Origin of the sequence: Streptomyces sp. NPDC056948, assembly GCF_042674225.1 — a bacterium.
GTDB lineage: Bacteria > Actinomycetota > Actinomycetes > Streptomycetales > Streptomycetaceae > Streptomyces > Streptomyces purpurascens.
On the sequence record NZ_JBHUQX010000200.1, the window covers coordinates 1 to 16550 of the forward strand.

14 protein-coding genes and 1 tRNA gene are annotated in these 16550 nt (G+C 70.1%); 10 read left to right on the plus strand and 5 right to left on the minus strand.

Annotation, left to right across the window (positions count from 1 at the left end; translation table 11 throughout):
* Positions 1 to 75: 75 nt before the first annotated feature.
* Entirely contained in the window at positions 76 to 285 is a 210-nt protein-coding gene (locus ACFTZL_RS24795) for a hypothetical protein (protein WP_382586777.1), read from the plus strand.
* A gap of 38 nt (positions 286 to 323) precedes the next feature.
* On the opposite strand, the gene ACFTZL_RS24800 is transcribed toward ACFTZL_RS24795, so the two are convergent.
* Positions 324 to 1694 carry an ABC1 kinase family protein gene (locus ACFTZL_RS24800; RefSeq protein WP_382586780.1) on the minus strand — a complete coding sequence of 457 codons (1371 nt, stop codon included), beginning with the start codon at positions 1692 to 1694 and terminating at the stop codon, positions 324 to 326.
* Positions 1687 to 2901, minus strand: a complete 1215-nt coding sequence (locus tag ACFTZL_RS24805; protein WP_382586784.1) for a ThiF family adenylyltransferase — start codon at positions 2899 to 2901, stop codon at positions 1687 to 1689. Before ACFTZL_RS24805 ends, ACFTZL_RS24800 begins: the two co-directional genes overlap by 8 nt.
* A gap of 269 nt (positions 2902 to 3170) precedes the next feature.
* On the opposite strand from ACFTZL_RS24805, the gene ACFTZL_RS24810 reads away from it, so the two are divergent.
* From ACFTZL_RS24810 to ACFTZL_RS24825, 4 genes are all read left to right on the plus strand, one after another.
* Positions 3171 to 3779 carry a M48 family metallopeptidase gene (locus ACFTZL_RS24810; protein ID WP_382586787.1) on the plus strand — a complete coding sequence of 203 codons (609 nt, stop codon included), beginning with the start codon at positions 3171 to 3173 and terminating at the stop codon, positions 3777 to 3779.
* A gap of 142 nt (positions 3780 to 3921) precedes the next feature.
* On the plus strand, positions 3922 to 5628 hold the full coding sequence (locus ACFTZL_RS24815; RefSeq protein ID WP_382586790.1) for a TerD family protein: 1707 nt from the start codon (positions 3922 to 3924) through the stop codon (positions 5626 to 5628).
* A gap of 11 nt (positions 5629 to 5639) precedes the next feature.
* Positions 5640 to 6320, plus strand: coding sequence for an AIM24 family protein (locus tag ACFTZL_RS24820; RefSeq protein ID WP_382586793.1), 681 nt, complete (start codon positions 5640 to 5642; stop codon positions 6318 to 6320).
* 16 nt (positions 6321 to 6336) lie between these two features.
* Positions 6337 to 7092, plus strand: coding sequence for an AIM24 family protein (locus ACFTZL_RS24825; RefSeq protein WP_184590674.1), 756 nt, complete (start codon positions 6337 to 6339; stop codon positions 7090 to 7092).
* Positions 7093 to 7155: 63 nt separating this feature from the next.
* Here the strand turns inward: ACFTZL_RS24825 and ACFTZL_RS24830 are convergent, their stop codons facing one another.
* Positions 7156 to 7683, minus strand: a complete 528-nt coding sequence (locus ACFTZL_RS24830) for an NUDIX hydrolase (RefSeq protein WP_382586796.1) — start codon at positions 7681 to 7683, stop codon at positions 7156 to 7158.
* Positions 7680 to 9149, minus strand: a complete 1470-nt coding sequence (locus ACFTZL_RS24835) for a zinc-dependent metalloprotease (protein WP_382586799.1) — start codon at positions 9147 to 9149, stop codon at positions 7680 to 7682. Before ACFTZL_RS24835 ends, ACFTZL_RS24830 begins: the two co-directional genes overlap by 4 nt.
* Before the next feature lie 193 nt (positions 9150 to 9342).
* Between ACFTZL_RS24835 and ACFTZL_RS24840 the strand changes: the two genes are divergently transcribed.
* The 3 genes from ACFTZL_RS24840 to ACFTZL_RS24850 all read left to right on the plus strand — a co-directional run bounded on the left by ACFTZL_RS24840 (position 9343) and on the right by ACFTZL_RS24850 (position 12595).
* On the plus strand, positions 9343 to 10464 hold the full coding sequence (locus ACFTZL_RS24840) for an SDR family oxidoreductase (protein ID WP_382490460.1): 1122 nt from the start codon (positions 9343 to 9345) through the stop codon (positions 10462 to 10464).
* Positions 10465 to 10608: 144 nt separating this feature from the next.
* Positions 10609 to 11067, plus strand: a complete 459-nt coding sequence (locus ACFTZL_RS24845) for a molybdenum cofactor biosynthesis protein MoaE (RefSeq protein ID WP_382586802.1) — start codon at positions 10609 to 10611, stop codon at positions 11065 to 11067.
* Between the two features lie 436 nt (positions 11068 to 11503).
* Entirely contained in the window at positions 11504 to 12595 is a 1092-nt protein-coding gene (locus ACFTZL_RS24850) for a PDZ domain-containing protein (protein WP_382586805.1), read from the plus strand.
* 121 nt (positions 12596 to 12716) lie between these two features.
* Here ACFTZL_RS24850 and ACFTZL_RS24855 read toward each other — a convergent pair whose 3' ends face one another.
* Positions 12717 to 13259, minus strand: coding sequence for a PPA1309 family protein (locus ACFTZL_RS24855; protein ID WP_382586807.1), 543 nt, complete (start codon positions 13257 to 13259; stop codon positions 12717 to 12719).
* A 164-nt stretch (positions 13260 to 13423) separates the two neighbouring features.
* On the opposite strand from ACFTZL_RS24855, the gene ACFTZL_RS24860 reads away from it, so the two are divergent.
* Together ACFTZL_RS24860 and ACFTZL_RS24865 are read left to right on the plus strand one after the other, a co-directional pair.
* Positions 13424 to 16363: a UPF0182 family protein gene (locus ACFTZL_RS24860; RefSeq protein WP_382586810.1), complete on the plus strand. Its 2940-nt coding sequence runs from the start codon at positions 13424 to 13426 to the stop codon at positions 16361 to 16363.
* A gap of 56 nt (positions 16364 to 16419) precedes the next feature.
* Positions 16420 to 16493 (plus strand) — tRNA-Met (locus ACFTZL_RS24865).
* Positions 16494 to 16550: the final 57 nt, after the last annotated feature.

Below are 16550 nucleotides of genomic sequence, written 5' to 3' on the forward strand. Positions count from 1 at the left end.
GTCCGTGCGGAACGGACCGGCCCCCGCGGTGCGTTGTGTCCGCGAAGCCGCCGGGCACGGCGATATCGTCGGCGCGTGACGAGTCCTCCCGGAGGAAACCACGACGGCGGCTCCGCAGCGGAGCCCGAACGCCTGGTGTGCGCCCGCTGCGGCACCTCGGCCGAAGCCCCGCAGCTCACCTGGACCTGCTCCGTGGAGCACGGCGCTCGCCGGGACTTCTGCGAGACCTGCTCCCGGGAGAACCTCAGGTCGATCGAGGGGCGGCTGGACTCGGACTGGTGGTGAAGCGCGGGCAGCGGATCATCCGTGGTGCCCGCCGGGGCTCACGCCTCGGCAGCCGACTCCTCGCCGTCCGCCGGGTCCTCGGGAACGAACCCCGGCAGCCACTCCTCCAACTCCTCGCGCAGACGCACCACCGCCCCCAGCTGGCACAGCACCCCGATCGTGCTCAGGGTCACCCGGTGGATCAGCAGATACGACGGGGGCAGGTTGAGCTGCTTGCCGAGCTGGTAGGCGGGGGAGCGGGGGTCGGCGACACGGGCCGCCTGGCTGCGCATCCAGCCGCGGGTGAAGGTGAACTCCTCGACCTGGGCCGGCTCGATGATCGGCAGCAGGTAGTCCAGGACCGCGTCGGGATCGAGCTCTATGGTCTCCTTGACGAACCCCTCCACGCACAGAAGCTCGTAGACCGCCTCGGCCTCCCCGTCGAGGGTCATCCGCAGGGACTCGCCGATGGTGGCCGGCAGACCCCCCGGGAGACGGTCGACCGTGCCGAAGTCCAGGACGCCCAGGCGCCAGTCGTCCTCGCCCTCCGGGCCGCCGGGCAGAAGCCGGAAGTTGCCCGGGTGCGGATCGGCGTGCAGCAGGCCGGTGCGGGCGGGGCCGGAGAACAGGAAGCGGGCCAGGAGCTGGCCGGCACGGTCCCGCTGCTCCTGGGTGCCGTCCGCGATGATCTCCGACAGCGGGATGCCGTCGATCCACTCGGTGACCAGGACCTGGTCGGACTGGTGCACCACCTGCGGTACGACGACGTCCGGGTCGTCCGTGAACTCCTCCGCGTGGGCCTGCTGGGCCTGGGCCTCGAGGCCGTAGTCCAGCTCCTCCGAGACGCGGTCCTTCAGCTCGGCGATCAGCGGCTTGATGTCCATCCCGGGGATCAGCGGACCGAGCAGACGGGAGAAGCGGCTCAGCTGGTTCAGATCGGACAGCAGGGCCTCGCCGGCACCCGGATACTGCACCTTGACCGCCACCTCACGGCCGTCGTGCCACACCCCTCGGTGCACCTGGCCGATCGAGGCCGCCGCGGCGGGCTTGTCCTCGAACTCCAGGAACAGCTCCTGCCAGCCCTCGCCGAGCCGCTCCTCGAGCACCGCGTGCACGGTGCGCGTCGGCATCGGGGGTGCCGCTTCCTGGAGCTTCGTCAGCGCTGCCCGGTACGGGCCGGCCACCTCCTCGGGCAGTGCCGACTCGAAGACGGACAGGGCCTGGCCGAACTTCATCGCGCCGCCCTTGAGCTCTCCGAGCACCTTGAAAAGCTGCTCCGCCGTGCGCTGTTGGAGCTCGCGGCCGACCAGCTCCGCGGACTCGCCGACGATCCGCTTGCCGAATCCCCAGGTCGCCCGCCCGGCGATACCGAGCGGGAGTGCGGCGAGCTTGGCGGTCCGGGTGACCGCCTTCCGGGGAAGATCAGACATGCGCCCTCCAAGTCCCAGCCGGCCGCTCCGCCTCTGCCTCACGGCACTGCTCCGACGGCCGTTGCACCGCCATTGTCTCGTGTGACTGCCCTTCCTCCGAGAGGCGCTCCCCCTTTCCTCTCTCCGCCGCAGCGCACGGGCATGCAGGATGCGCCCAGATCGGCCGAGCATGCCAGTGGAGACCGGGGACGGACACCTCCCAGCGTGCCCCCGCGCTCGACGGAACCCGGCCGTCCAGGAAAGCGAGCGCGTGGGCGGCCGCCAGTCCGGCCACGGTCGTGGCGAGAGTCAGGTCACAGGGCCGCACCTGCCGCTGCCTGCCGGAGCGCCACTGGGCGACCAGGCGCGGCCAGGTCGGATCCCGGTCGGTGCGGCTGTGGTGCAGACAACCCGTGCAGGCCGTCTCCCCGGGCAGGACGAGAGGGCCGACCATGCCGGTCCCCTCCACGACACCGGCGTACAGATGGGGTGTCCCGGAGGACATCAGCGGCTCGGCGGCGGACGGGTCCGGCGCGTACATGGCCACATCGTCGCGCGGGGCGACGATCACCAGCGAGAAACCGGGGTCGCCGTCCTCCGGGGGCGCCTGCGCTGTCGCGGGGCGCGGCGGCCGGTCCGGGGCCGCCCGGCGCACGGCACGTCGGGCCGCCTCGTCGCGGCGGTCGCCGACGGCATCGGCGGGCAGCCCGCCCGGCGCGACGTCCCACGGTTCCACGCGTCCGAGGTCGCGTACATCGACCTCGCCCACGCCGGCTCCCGCCAGCAGCGAGGCCAGGACAGCGCCGACCCGGCCCGCACCCCGCACCTGAACGCGTTGCGCCCGCCGGGCGGCCAGCCGCCCGATCGCGTCGCCGGGAACGGAGGTGGTCAAAGACAGGGAGGCCAGGTCGGGACGCAGCCGGTCGAGGACCTCCTTCTTCCGGCGCAGGGCGTCGGCGGCCGGTCCGCCGCCCCGCGCGTCGTCCAGGAGCCCGGCCCGCGCGAGCCGCCGCACCAGCCCGTCGACATGACCGTCGGGCAGATCCATACGGCGTCCCTCCTCGCGCAGCAGCTCCAGCCCCCGCGTGCCGTTCAGCAGGTCGAGGAAACTGCCCGTCGCCAGATCCATCGGGCCGAGCGTCATCGCATGCGCCGGTGTCATCCCGAACTGCACCGTGTTGAGGTCACGCCAGCCGCGCCTGAGCGCGGGTTTCACCATCGGATGCATGACAGGCCCCCGTATGTCATAGATCGTCCCCGTATGCCGGTCGAGTGTGGGAGCAGCCCGAGACTGGCCGCAGGACCGGCCCTGGTCCCTGACCGAACCCGCCCATCGCTTCGCCGACAAGAGCCAGCATGCCCAAACCCGCCGCAGGCTGCCGAAAGTTGTCCACAGGCACGGGCATTCGTCGTACAAATCCGGCGGCCGGTGGGGGCATCGGCACCGAACCGTCCCGGAGCCGGGACTTCCCCGTGTGCAGCGGGTAACGTCGGGGCGTGCCCGCCGACCCACTGCACCGCGCCGGAAAGCCACAGCGCAGCACGACGAGCCAGCCGCCGAGCGGCTCGAGGGCGAGCGCGATCGAGGTCCGCAGAAGCACCCGCCGACGCCGAACGGTCTCCGCGTACCGCGAGGGCGATCGCACCGTTGTGCTCATCCCCGCCCGGATGTCCGAGGCGGAGGAGCAGCGCTGGGTGACCGTCATGCTCGACAAGCTGGCCGCGCAGGAGAGCAAGCGGACCCTCGGTGACACCGAGCTGGCCGAGCGGGCCCGGCGTCTTTCGGACCAGTACTTCGGCGGGCGGGCCCGGCCCGTTTCGGTGCGCTGGGTGACCAACCAGAACACGCGCTGGGGATCCTGCACCCCGTCCGAGGGCAGCATCCGCCTGTCGCATCGCCTGCAGGGCATGCCCGAGTACGTCGTCGACTACGTCCTCGTCCACGAACTCGCTCATCTGCTCGTCCCCGGACACGGACCCCGCTTCTGGGATCTGCTGGAGGCCTATCCGCGGACGGAGCGGGCCCGGGGTTACCTCGAAGGCGTGGTCGCCGCCGAGCGGTTGCCGCATGTGCCCGGTGCGCGGGGTGAACGCCCCACGGGGTGAGTGACCGCTTTGCGCGAGCGAGCAGCCGATACGGCCCCGCGCGGGTTCTGTACCGGGTCTGTACCGACTTCGTCCGGTGTCCGAGTTTGCCGTTAGCCTGGCGCGACGCAATCACGTTCTGGATGGGGGACGGTCGTTACGCATGGCCAGGGAATTCCAACGCGGCCACAAGGCCAGGATCAGTGACCTCACCGCGGGAACGGATCTGTACGTAGGCGTGCAGATCTCGGGCCCCGGACTGAGCTTCGACATCAGCTGCTTCGGCCTCGACGCCGACGAACGGCTCTCGGACGACCGCTACTTCGTCTTCTTCAACCAGCCGAAGTCTCCCGAGGAATCCCTTCAGCTCCTGGGCGCCCAGGCGGGCGACACGGAGTCCTTCCGGGTGACGCTCGACCGGATCCCGCCGCAGATCCAGAAGCTGTCCTTCACGGCGACGATCGACGGCGCAGGCCAGATGTCGCAGATCGCCCCCGGGTACATCCGCATCGTCGCGGGCGGCGAGGAGGTGGCCCGCTACTCGTTCAACGGCTCGGAGTTCTCCACCGAACGGGCTGTGATGCTGGGCGACTTCTACCTCAAGGACGTCTGGCGGTTCGCCGCTGTCGGGCAGGGCTTCGACGGTGGTCTCGACGCGCTGCTGAAGAACTTCGGCGGCGAGGTGGCCGAGGAGGAAGCGCCCGAGCCCGCCCCGCAGCAGCCGCAGGCCGGCGCGGCCCCGGGCTTCGCCGCGCCCGCGTTCGGCGTCCCCGGCACTCCGGAACAGGCTCCTGCCCCCGCACCGGCAGCGCCTCCGGCCCCCGCTCCCGCGCCGCCGCCCGCTCCCCAGCCCGCCGCGCAGGGCTTCGCGCCGCCTCCGGCACCGGCGCCCGGAGTGCATGGCGCCCCGACCATCGCCGCGCCCATGAACACCCAACCGGGCGGCACCCCGGTGCCACCCCCGGCGCCGGCGCCCGCGCCCTACGGCCAGCCGGGCCAGCAGCAGCCGCCGTACGGCCAGGTCCCCGGCCAGTCGGCCCCGCCGCCTCCCGGCTACGGCCAGCCCCAGGCACCCCAGGCCCCGGCACCGCCCCCCGGTTACGGCCAGCCGACACCGCCCCCGGGCTACGGCCAGCAGCCCCCGCTCGGGCAGGCTCCCTACGGAGCCCCGCAGCCGGGTGCTGCCCCGCAGGCCGCCGCTCCCCAGGGCGCCGGTGTCTCCGCCGCGCTCCAGCAGTTCAAGGAGACCCCCACAGGGCAGCGCTGGACGCAGCAGAACAAGAAGCTCGTCCGCGTCGACCTCGGCATCGGTGGGCACCCCGTGCTGGCCCGTCAGGGCAGCATGGTGCTCTACCAGGGCAAGGTCGACTTCAGCTACAAGGGCGCGGGCTTCGCCGGCCGGATCGTGGGCAACGCGACCGGCCAGGAGATGCAGCTGATGCGCTGTACGGGCCAGGGCCAGGTGTTCCTCGCCGAGAACTCGACCATGCTGCACCCCATCGAGCTCCAGGGCGACGCCGTCTGCGTCTCCGCCGAGAACGTCCTCGCGTTCGACGAGAGCCTCACCTACGAGGTCCGTCGCATCGAGGGACACGGCATTCCCGGAGGCGCGCTCTTCACGATGCAGTTCCAGGGGAGCGGCACCATCGTCGTCAAGACGCACGGCACGCCCGTGGTGCTGCCCGTCACGCCCACCACGTTCGCCGACTGCAACGCCGTGGTCGCCTGGTCCGCCGCCGCCCAGGTCGTCGTCTCCAGCCAGGTGCGGATGCGCCGCAACGCCTACCCCGGCGACACCGGCGAGAGCGTGAACCTCCAGTTCCGGGCAGCGCCCGGCAACTTCATCGTCGTCCAGCCGTACGAGGTCTGAGGGAGCCCGTCATGACACAGCAGCTAGCGGGCCACGCCCCCGCACCCGTCACCGCCCGCATGGAGAACCACGGCAACCACATGCTGAAGGTCGCCATGCAGACCGGGAACGACCTCCTCGCGCGCGTGGGGTCGATGGCCGCCTACGAAGGGTTCGTCCAGTACGAGCCCAACCCGCCGGCCGTGCGCCAGATCGCCAAGGACTGGATGACCGGCGAGGGCGCGCCCCTGATGAAGTGCTCCGGCGACGGCCTGCTCTACCTCTCCGACTACGGAGCGAACGTCGTCGTCATCAACCTCAACGGCGACGGCATCTCCGTCAACGCCACCAACCTGCTCGCCTTCGACGCCCACCTCACGTGGGGCGTCGAGCGGGTCAAGGGCCTGGCGAAGTTCGCCGGGCAGGGCCTGTGGAACACCAAGATCTCCGGGCAGGGCTGGGTCGCGCTGACCTCCCGGGGCAAGCCGATCGTCGTCGACTGCGGAGGCGGCGAAGACGAGACCTACGTCGACCCCGACGCACTCGTCGCCTGGTCCCCGAACCTCAAGGTCAAGGGCAAGCGCAGCTTCAGGGCACAGTCGCTGATCGGCCGCGGCAGCGGCGAGGCCTACCAGATGGCCTTCTCCGGTCAGGGCATCGTCGTCGTCCAGCCCAGCGAGGACAGCACCGACCGCCTCCGGGTCCGGGGCTGAGGGGGAGCAACACGCCATGCAGAGCCCGATTTTCGCCTACAACGAGCAGCAGACCCAGGACCGCTGGAGCCTGCAGAACAAGCAGATGCTGCGCGTCACCCTGGAGGGCCACGACGACATCCTGGCCCGCAAGGGCACCATGGTCGCCTACCAGGGACTCGTCGAGTTCGACGCCGAGTACCAGAGCAACGACCAGTCACGCGCGCGTGCGCACACCGGTGAGGGACTCGACCTGATGCGCTGCCACGGGCAGGGCACGGTCTACCTCGCCAATCTCAAGCAGCACGTCCACGTCATGGAGGTGGAGCAGGACGGACTCACCGTCGACAGCAGCTACGTGCTGGCGATGGACTCCTCCCTGCACCACGAGGTCATCGCCGTCGACAGCCTGTACGGCATCTCCGGCTCCGGGAAGTACCAGCTCAACATCACCGGCCGGGGCAAGATCGCCCTGATGACCTCGGGCATGCCGCTGCTGATGCAGGTGACCCCCGACAAGTACGTCAACTGCGACGCCGACGCGATCGTCGCCTGGTCGACGAGCCTGCGCGTGCAGATGCAGGCCCAGACGCACTCCTCAGGGGTGTGGCGGCGCCGCGGCAACACCGGCGAGGGCTGGGAGCTGAGCTTCATGGGCACCGGTTACGCGCTGGTCCAGCCCAGCGAACTGCTGCCGCCGCAGAACGCCCAGGTCGGCTCGGGCCTCTCCGCGCAGTACGGCATGGGCCAGCAGGGAGCACGCGGGCAGAACCAGGGCAACGTCTGGAGTTGACCGGCCACGAAGCCGCACGGTGTAAGGGGCGACCGCCAAGGGCGATCGCCCCTTACGCACGCTTCAGGCCGCGAGCCTCGCGCGCGTGGCCTCCAGCAGGCGTACGACCGACTCGTCGGCCACCTCCGCGACCTCGTCGTACCCGAACCAGCGCACGTCGAGCGACTCGTCGCTGACCGCGTGCGCGGCGTCCGGTGGTGCCACGACCGCGTACTGGACGTCGAAGTGGCAGTGGCACGGCGGCGGGATCGGGTGCCGGTCGAGACGGACCGGGCCGCCGGGCAGCAGTGACAGCCCCGAGACGCCGGACTCCTCCGTCGCCTCCCGCAGGGCCGCGGCGGCCAGGGAGGAGTCGCCCGGTTCGCAGTGACCGCCCATCTGAAGCCACATCTGCAGCTTCCTGTGCAGGGTCAGCAGCACCCGGCCGCCCTCGGGGTCGACCACCAGGGCGCTCGCCGTGATGTGACCGGCCTGGCACGGTTTCCACAGGCCGTCCGGGTGTTCCGCCAGATGGTCCAGATAGGCCTGGCGCAGGTCCGCCTGGTCCTCGTACCCCTTCAGCACGAGGACCGCGTCGTCGTACAGGCTCACCCGGCGTCGTCGCCCTTGTTCTCGTCCTCGCCCTCGTCCTCGTCCTTCTTGAGATCGGGCTTCTTCAGATCGGGCTTGTCCGCCGCCTCGCCGAGCATCTTGTCCAGCTCGGAGAAGTCGATCTGCTCGCGGTGCACGAAGCCGTCCGGGTCGTCCAGGTCGGTCGCCGTCGGCAGCATGTCCGGGTGGGCCCACAGGGCGTCCCGGCCGTCGACACCGCGCGCGTCCGTGAGCGAGGCCCACAGGCGGGAGGCGTCGCGCAGGCGGCGCGGGCGCAGCTCCAGACCGATCAGCGTGGCGAACGTCTGCTCGGCCGGGCCGCCCGAGGCGCGCCGGCGGCGCAGCGTCTCGCGCAGGGCGTCGGCGGACGACAGACGGGGCTTCGCGGCGGCGTGGACCACCGCGTCGACCCAGCCCTCCACGAGCGCCAGAGCCGTCTCCAGACGCGCCAGGGCGGCCTTCTGCTCCGGCGTGTCCTCCGGCTGGAACATGCCCTGCTGGAGAGCATCCTGCAACTGCTCGGGGTTCTGCGGGTCGAACTGGCCGACCACATCCTCGAGCTTGGCCGTGTCGACCTTGATCCCGCGGGCGTAGCCGTCGACCGCGCCGAACAGATGCGAGCGCAGCCACGGCACGTGCGCGAAGAGGCGCTGGTGGGCGGCCTCGCGCAGGGCGAGATAGAGCCGCACCTCCTCCTGCGGGACGCTCAGGTCCTTGCCGAACGTCTCGATGTTCACCGGCAGCAGCGCGGCCTTGCCGGCCGGGCCGAGCGGCAGGCCGATGTCGGACGAGCCGACGACCTCGCCCGCGAGCACGCCGACGGCCTGCCCGATCTGCGTGCCGAACATGGCGCCGCCCATCGAGCGCATCATGCCGATCAGCGGGCCGGCCATGGCCTGCATCTCCTCCGGCAGGACATCGCCCATGGCGGTGCCCACGCGCTCGGCGACCGGGTCGACGAGCTCCTTCCAGGCGGGCAGGGTCGCCTCGACCCACTCCGCGCGACTCCAGGCCACCGAGGAGGCGGCGCCGGACGGCAGGGACGTGGCGTCGTCGAGCCAGAGGTCGGCCAGGCGGACGGCCTCCTCGACGGCCTTGCGGTCGCCGGGGCCGACGCTCGCGTCCTTGGTGCCGTCAGGGCTGCCCTGGGAGACCGTCTGGCGGGCGATCTGCTTGGCCATGTCCCAGTTCACCGGGCCGCCCTCGTAGGAGAGCATCTGGCCCAGCTGCTGGAACGCGGCGCCCAGGTCGTTGGGGTTCAGGGAACCGAACATGGCAGCGAACGGATTGTCCGCACCGGGGCCACCAGGGCCGCCGCCGAAGCCTCCGGCTCCTGGCAGGCCGCCGAAATTGAACGGATTGGCCGGTCCCTGACCACCACCGCTCTGCTGGTCCTTCTTCTTGCCCTCGTCGCCGTCGTCCGGCTCCTCCGGCGGAAGGCCGAATCCGAATGGGGTGTCACTCACGGGATTCCTCGGCTTGTAGGGCCGCCGGTTCTTTCCGGCGGCACGGCTGCCCGACTTCACCACCCAGCGTAGACACCTTGGGGCGGATCGGGCCTCGGTGCTTCGCCGACTGACGGCCTGCGGCAGGATGGATGCCACCTGGTACGCACGCTTCACTCGTGCTCGTACTGAAGACAACCGCTGGAGACGCCCGGTGAGTTCCCCAGATCCGCAGGTTCGCGCAGCGCGAAACCAGTCAACCAGTTCCGCGAGTCCCGCGGCGCGCGGGCCCGTCGTCGCGGTCACCGGCGCCGCGTACGGCATCGGAGCGCTGCTCACCGAGCAGCTCGCCGCGTCCGACGAGGTCAAGCAGGTCGTCGCCATCGACGAGCGGCGCGGCGAGTGCGCGGATGCGCAGTGGCACATCCTGGACGTACGGGATCCGGCCATCGCGGAAAAGCTGCGCGGCGCCGACGTCGTCGTGCACCTGGCGCTGGATCTCGATCTGGAGACCGACGCCGCCGCCCGGACGGCCTACAACGTACGGGGGACGCAGACCGTCCTGACGGCGGCCGCTGCGGCCGGAGTGCACCGGGTCGTGCTGTGCACCTCGGCGATGGTCTACGGGGCGCTGCCGGACAACGAGCTGCCGTTGTCCGAGGACGCCGAGCTGCGTGCCACGGCCGAGGCGACGGGTGTCGGCGACCTGCTGGAGATCGAGCGGCTGGCGCGGCGGGCCCCGCGGGCGCACCCGGGGCTCAACGTCACCGTGGTCCGGCCCGCCGTGCTGGTGGGAGGCACGGACACCGCGCTGACCAGGTACTTCGAGTCTCCTCGACTGCTCGTCGTCGCCGGGTCGCGGCCCGCGTGGCAGTTCTGCCACGTCGAGGACCTGTGCAGCGCGCTCGAGTACGCCGTCCTGGAGAAGGTCGACGGGGAGCTGGCCGTCGGCTGCGACGGGTGGCTTGAGCAGGAGGAGGTCGAGGAGCTCAGCGGCATCCGGCGGATGGAGCTGCCGTCGGCGGTCGCGCTGGGCGCGGCGGCGCGACTGCACCGGATCGGGCTCACACCGTCTCCGGCCGGGGACCTGGCGTACACGATGTACCCCTGGGTGGTGAGCGGGAGCCGGCTGCACGACTCCGGGTGGCGCCCGCAGTACACCAACGAGGAGGTGCTGGCCGAGCTCCTGGAGGAGGTCTCCGGCCGGCACACGGTGGCCGGGCGTCGCCTGGGCCGCAAGGACGCGACGGCCGCGGGCGCCGCGGGCGCGACGGTGGCGCTGCTGGGTGCGGCCGCGGTGGTACGACGGGCACGCAAGGCCCGGCGGCGGATCTGAGAGCCCGCCACACCTGCGGAGAGCCACACCTGCGGAGAGACGCACCTGTCAGGAGCGCACCTGTAGGAGGCTCCAACGTGCATGCGGGCGTGCCGGTCGATGGGTCTATTCCGCGTTGTCAGTCGCGTGCGGCACGATGGAGGCATGGCATCCATGAGCGATCACCCAGGTGAGCAGGGAGCACAGGATCCGATCAAGCTGATCGGGATCCGGGACACGGCCCTCTCCCTGGACGAGGTGTTCCGGGCCGTCGGGGACGACGCGGCCGGAGGCACCGCGCTCTTCGTGGGGACCGTGCGCGACCACGACGGGGGCGCCGATGTCGCGGAGCTGGGGTATTCCTGCCACCCCAGCGCCGAGGCCGAGATGCGGCGGATCGCCGAGAAGGTCGTCGCCGAGTTCCCCGTGCGCGCGCTGGCGGCCGTGCACCGGGTGGGAGACCTCCGCGTGGGAGACCTCGCCGTGGTCGTCGCCGTCTCCTGTCCGCATCGGGGAGAGGCCTTCGAGGCCTGCCGGAAGCTGATCGACGACCTGAAGCACGAAGTGCCCATCTGGAAGCACCAGAAGTTCTCCGACGGCACCGAGGAATGGGTCGGCGCGTAGCGCCGTCGTTGAGGGGTGGCGGTCGGGCCACGGGAGGGCGGGTCGGCGCCTGCTGGTCCCGAAACCGCCTCCGGTTGCGTAACCGCACCCCTGGCGTGAGCGTTGTCACTGCGGATGGTTAATCTGCTGATCAGTCAGTTGCGGACGCTCAATGGGGTTGGAGGTCGGCATGGCGGCTCTCGCCTGGTTGCTGATTCCGCTTGTGGCTGCCATCGGCGCGGGGCTCTGGGGCAGTTGGGCCAACCGGACGCGAAGGTCCCGCGGCGACGGCCCGGAGCTCACCGGATACGCCCGCTTTCGCGAGGCCATGGAGAAGCCCCGGCCGGGTAGCTGAAGGCCAAGGAAACAGCAGGTCACAGACGGTATAGCCCACAGGGCCGCCCCGGACGGGCGGCCCTGACGGTGCGCTGACAGGCCCGTCCCGTACTGTCGAGTCATGCCACGCCGCACCGCGACGATGCTCGCCTCCACCCTGATGCTGATCGCGCTCCTGTGCGCGGGAGTGTTCATCCCCGTGCCGTACGCGGAGATGTCCCCGGGGCCGACGGTGAACACACTTGGCGATCATGACGGCGAGCCGGTGTTGCAGATCTCGGGGCGCAAGACCTATGCGGCCAGTGGCCACCTGAACATGACCACGGTCCGGGTCACGAGCGCCGACTACCGGATGAACCTGGTCGAAGCCGTCTACGGCTGGCTCGCGCACGACAACAAGGTCGTGCCGCGCGAAACGCTCTACCCGGACGGCAAGACCGAGGAGCAGTCGACCCAGGAGAACGCCGAGGAGTTCAGCCAGTCCCAGGAGAGCGCCAAGGTCGCGGCCCTGAAGGAACTGGACGTTCCGGTCAAGTCGTGGGTGATCGTCTCGACGGTCGTCAAGGGATCCCCGGCCGAGGGCAAGCTGCACGCCGGGGATGTGATCAAGGCCGTCGACGGTACGACGGTCAAGGAGCCGGCCGACGTCGCGAAGCTCGTCACCCAGCGCAAGCCGGGCCAGGACGTCCGCTTCACGATCGTGCCGGCCAAGGAGCAGGTCGCCGCTGAGAAGGAGAAGCGGACGCCGACGAAGACGCAGGACATCACCATCACCACGACGACCTCGGACGACAACGGCGAGAAGCGCGCCATCGTGGGGATCTCCGCGGGGACCGACCACACGTTCCCGTTCACCGTCGACATCAAGCTGGCCGACGTCGGTGGTCCGAGCGCCGGGCTGATGTTCGCTCTCGGCATCTACGACAAGCTCACGCCGGGCAATCTGACCGGGGGCAAGTTCGTGGCCGGCACCGGCACGATCGACGACACCGGCAAGGTCGGTCCGATCGGCGGCATCGAGATGAAGACCGTGGGTGCCCGGGCCAAGGGCGCGCAGTACTTCCTGACGCCCGCCGACAACTGCTCTGCCGCCGCCAAGGACACCCCCGAGGGCCTCACCCTCATCAAGGTGGACACCATCCAGGACGCCCTCGGCGCCATGAAGGACCTCCGCAGCGGCGACACCGCCGATCTGCCGAAGTGCGGTAAGTAGCCCTCGGGGACTAGGGCGGGTCGGGGCAAGGCGACCGGCGCGGCTGAGGGGACCCGCGGGACCGGTGGGGCCCGGGGGCCCCATGGGACCGGCAAGCCCCCTCACGCACGGTGCTCCCGCTCTACTCGGCGAACGTCGCCGCCAGCGCCTCCGCCAGACCCGGGACCAGGTCGGAGCCGGTGAGGACCTCCGTGGCGGAGTCCTTCTCGCGCAGGCGCAGGGCCGACTCGCGGGCGCCGTCGCGCAGGACCGCGACCGTCATCCGGACCTCCTGACGGTCCGGGTGGTCCGCCACCCACTTCGTCAGCGCGGCCCCGCCCAGGCCCTGCGGAACCTGGGCCTCCGCGGACGGCGGCAGCATCAGTCGTTCCACGGCGAGGGCGCAGCCGACCACCGCGTCGGGCCAGGCGATGGTGGCGAGGAACTCGTCGAGCGGCTTGCCCGTTGGAACCTCGTCCTGCTCGATCGGGGTGACGCCGGAGGTCTCCGACTCGTCCCCGAGCCCGAGCCGGTCGGCGAGCGAGGGTTGTTCGGCCCGCAGCCGTGCGGTGTCGACGAGGGCGAAAAGGCGGGCGGGCTGGTCCCAGCCGAGGCCGGAGACGTACTCGTCGATCTCGAGAACGGCCCGGGTGAGCGGGTTCGCAGCCATGGGAGTGTTGGACATGGTCACAATCCTGCCTCGTTCCTGGCCGGAATCGGGAACCGAGTAAACGGTGAGTAAGTTGCATAGGTGGGGGCCCACGATCACCGGGGGCCACGCACGGTCCGTGAAGACGCGGGCCTGACGGATCAACAGCGAACTTCGAGGTGCGCACCTTGGCTTTCCAGATGCCGGACCGAGGCGGAGGCCCGACAGGGCCGCGGATGAGAGTGGGCCGCCCGTCCCGGCGTGTCCGCACCCTGCTCATGACGCTGGGCGTCCTGGCCGTCCTCGGCATGGCGTTCACCATGTTCGCGGGCTTTTGGACGGACTGGCTCTGGTACCGGTCGGTGAACTACTCGTCGGTCTTCACCACGACCCTGTGGACCAAGATCGGGCTCTTCTTCGTCTTCGGCCTGCTCATGGCCGTAGCCGTCGGCCTCAACATCTGGCTGGCGCACCGGCTGCGGCCACCGCTGAGCGCCATGTCGATGGAGCAGCAGAACCTCGACCGCTACCGGATGGGCATCGCGCCCTACAAGAAGTGGCTGCTGTTCGGGATCACCGCCCTGGTGGGCCTGATCGCCGGCGCCTCCGCGTCCGGCCAGTGGCGGACCTGGCTGATGTGGGTCAACGGGGTTCCGTTCGGTGAGAAGGACCCGCAGTTCAAGCTGGACGTCTCGTTCTACGCCTTCGACCTGCCCTGGTACCGGTTCCTGCTCGGCTTCGGCTTCGCCGCCGCGATCCTGTCCGTGATCGCCGCCGCGCTCACGCACTACCTGTACGGCGGCCTGCGCGTCACCAGCCCGGGCGCGCGCGCCACGGCGGCGGCCACCGGGCACCTGTCGGTGCTCATCGGCGTCTTCGTGGCCCTCAAGGCGGTCGCGTACTGGCTCGACCGGTACGGACTCGCGGTCAAGTCCAGCGACTTCAGAGCGACCGACAACTGGACGGGCCTGAGGTACGTCGACGCCAACGCCTACCTGCCGGCCAAGACGATCCTGTTCTGCATCGCCGTCATCTGCGCGCTGCTGTTCTTCGCCACCCTGTGGCGGCGCACCTGGCAGCTGCCCGTGATCGGCTTCGGCCTGATGGTGCTCTCCGCGATCCTCATCGGCGGCCTCTACCCGGCGATCGTGCAGAAGTTCCAGGTCCAGCCGAACGAGCAGGCCAAGGAAGCGCCGTACGTCGAGAAGAACCTCGAGGCGACGCGCAAGGCCTACGGCATCGACGGCACCAAGGTCACCGACTACACGGGTACCAGCAAGACCGAGGACAAGACCAAGCTCCGCGATGACGTCGACTCCACGGCGAGCATCCGGATCATGGACCCGAACATCGTCTCGCCGACGTTCCAGCAGCTCCAGCAGATCAGGAACTACTACGCGTTCCCGAACAACCTGGACGTGGACCGTTACGCCAAGGACGGCAAGGACCAGGACACGGTCATCGGCCTGCGTGAGCTGAACCTCGCGGGCATCCCGAAGAAGAACTGGATCAACAACCACTTCCGCTACACCCACGGATACGGAGCGGTCGCGGCCGAGGGCACCAGCGCCGACGCCCAGGGCCGGCCGAACTTCACGGAGTCCGACCTGCCCTCCGAGGGCGACCTCGGCACGTACGAGCAGCGGGTCTACTACGGCGAGAAGACCACTACGTACTCGATCGTCGGCGGTCCCCAGAAGGAGATCGACTACTCCGACGACAACGGCGAGAAGACCACCAGCTACAAGGGCGACAGCGGGGTCAACCTCTCCAACCCGGTCAACCGGGCCGCGTACGCGGTGGCGTTCGGCGAACCGCAGATCCTGTACTCCGGTGCCATCGGCGAGGGTTCGCGCGTCCTGTACAACCGCACGCCCAAGGAGCGCGTCGAGGCGGTCGCCCCCTGGCTGACCATCGACGGCGACGCCTACCCGGCGGTCGTGGACGGCCGTATCCAGTGGATCGTCGACGCGTACACGACGACGAACGGATACCCGTACTCCTCGCGTACGACCCTCGGTGACACCACGGCCGACTCGCTGACCGCCACCAACGACAACCGCGCGGTGGTGGCCCAGCAGAACCAGGTCAACTACATCCGCAACTCGGTGAAGGCGACCGTCGACGCGTACACAGGCGAGGTCAAGCTCTTCCAGTGGGACACCAAGGACCCGGTCCTGAAGACCTGGATGAAGGCCTTCCCGGACACGGTGAAGCCCAAGAGCGAGATCTCCAAGCCGCTGATGGACCATCTGCGCTACCCCCAGGACCTGTTCAAGGTCCAGCGGGAACTGCTCACGCGCTACCACGTGAAGGACGCGACGACGTTCCTCAGCGGCAGCGAGGTGTGGCAGGTGCCGGACGACCCGACGAACCGGTCGGGCAACGCGGTGCCGCCGTACTACCTGAGCATGAAGATGCCCGACCAGAAGGCACAGGCGTTCTCGCTGACCACGACCCTGACGCCCAACGGCCGGGACAATCTCAGCGCGTTCATGGCCGTCGACGCCGAGGCGGGCGCCAGCGACTACGGCAAGATCAGAATCCTGAAACTGCCGACGAACACGACGGTCAACGGACCCAAACAGGTCCAGAGCCAGTTCAACTCCCAAGAGGACATCGCCGAGTCCATCAGGCTCCTGAGAGGCGGCGACTCCGAGGTCGAGTACGGCAACCTGCTGACGGTGCCCCTCGACGGAGGACTGTTGTACGTGGAGCCGGTCTACGTACGCGGTGGTGGACTGAAGTACCCGCTGCTGCGCAAGGTGCTGGTCACCTACGGAGGCCAGACGGCCTTCGAGAACACGCTCGACGAGGCCCTCAACAAGATCTTCGGGGCGGAGGGTGCGACGCCTGAGCCGCCGGACGACGGCGATACGACGCCACCACCGCCGACGGCCGAGGACCCGACGGTCAAGCAGGCCCTGGAAGACGCCCAGAAGGCGTTCACCGAGGGCCAGGACGCCCTGAAGAAGAACGACTGGGAGGCGTACGGCCGGGCGCAGGAGGACCTGGAGGACGCCCTGCAGCGTGCCGAGGAGGCGCAGGCCGAGGCGGACAAGGCCGGCGGTGCCGGGGGCGGGGAGAGCAAGCCCAGCGCCGGCCCGAGCGGCAGTCCGAGCCCGAAGCCGAGCAGTTAGGGCTCCGGCCTGGTCAAATGCCCACCCGCGCCGTGCTAGGGTTGTGAACACAACGGCGCGGGGTGGAGCAGCTCGGTAGCTCGCTGGGCTCATAACCCAGAGGTCGCAGGTTCAAATCCTGTCCCCGCTACTGAAATCGCGAAGTCCGAGTGACGGAGCGACATCGAAGGCCCGGATTCCACACAGG

What these genes read in the sequence shown, in the direction of transcription:
- ACFTZL_RS24800 (WP_382586780.1), bottom strand. Translation starts at nt 1,694, where the DNA reads ATGTCTGATCTTCCCCGGAAGGCGGTCACCCGGACCGCCAAGCTCGCC.
- ACFTZL_RS24805 (WP_382586784.1), bottom strand. Translation starts at nt 2,901, where the DNA reads ATGCATCCGATGGTGAAACCCGCGCTCAGGCGCGGCTGGCGTGACCTC.
- ACFTZL_RS24815 (WP_382586790.1), top strand. Translation starts at nt 3,922, where the DNA reads ATGGCCAGGGAATTCCAACGCGGCCACAAGGCCAGGATCAGTGACCTC.
- ACFTZL_RS24820 (WP_382586793.1), top strand. Translation starts at nt 5,640, where the DNA reads ATGACACAGCAGCTAGCGGGCCACGCCCCCGCACCCGTCACCGCCCGC.
- ACFTZL_RS24825 (WP_184590674.1), top strand. Translation starts at nt 6,337, where the DNA reads ATGCAGAGCCCGATTTTCGCCTACAACGAGCAGCAGACCCAGGACCGC.
- ACFTZL_RS24845 (WP_382586802.1), top strand. Translation starts at nt 10,609, where the DNA reads ATGGCATCCATGAGCGATCACCCAGGTGAGCAGGGAGCACAGGATCCG.
- ACFTZL_RS24850 (WP_382586805.1), top strand. Translation starts at nt 11,504, where the DNA reads ATGCCACGCCGCACCGCGACGATGCTCGCCTCCACCCTGATGCTGATC.
- ACFTZL_RS24855 (WP_382586807.1), bottom strand. Translation starts at nt 13,259, where the DNA reads ATGTCCAACACTCCCATGGCTGCGAACCCGCTCACCCGGGCCGTTCTC.
- ACFTZL_RS24860 (WP_382586810.1), top strand. Translation starts at nt 13,424, where the DNA reads ATGCCGGACCGAGGCGGAGGCCCGACAGGGCCGCGGATGAGAGTGGGC.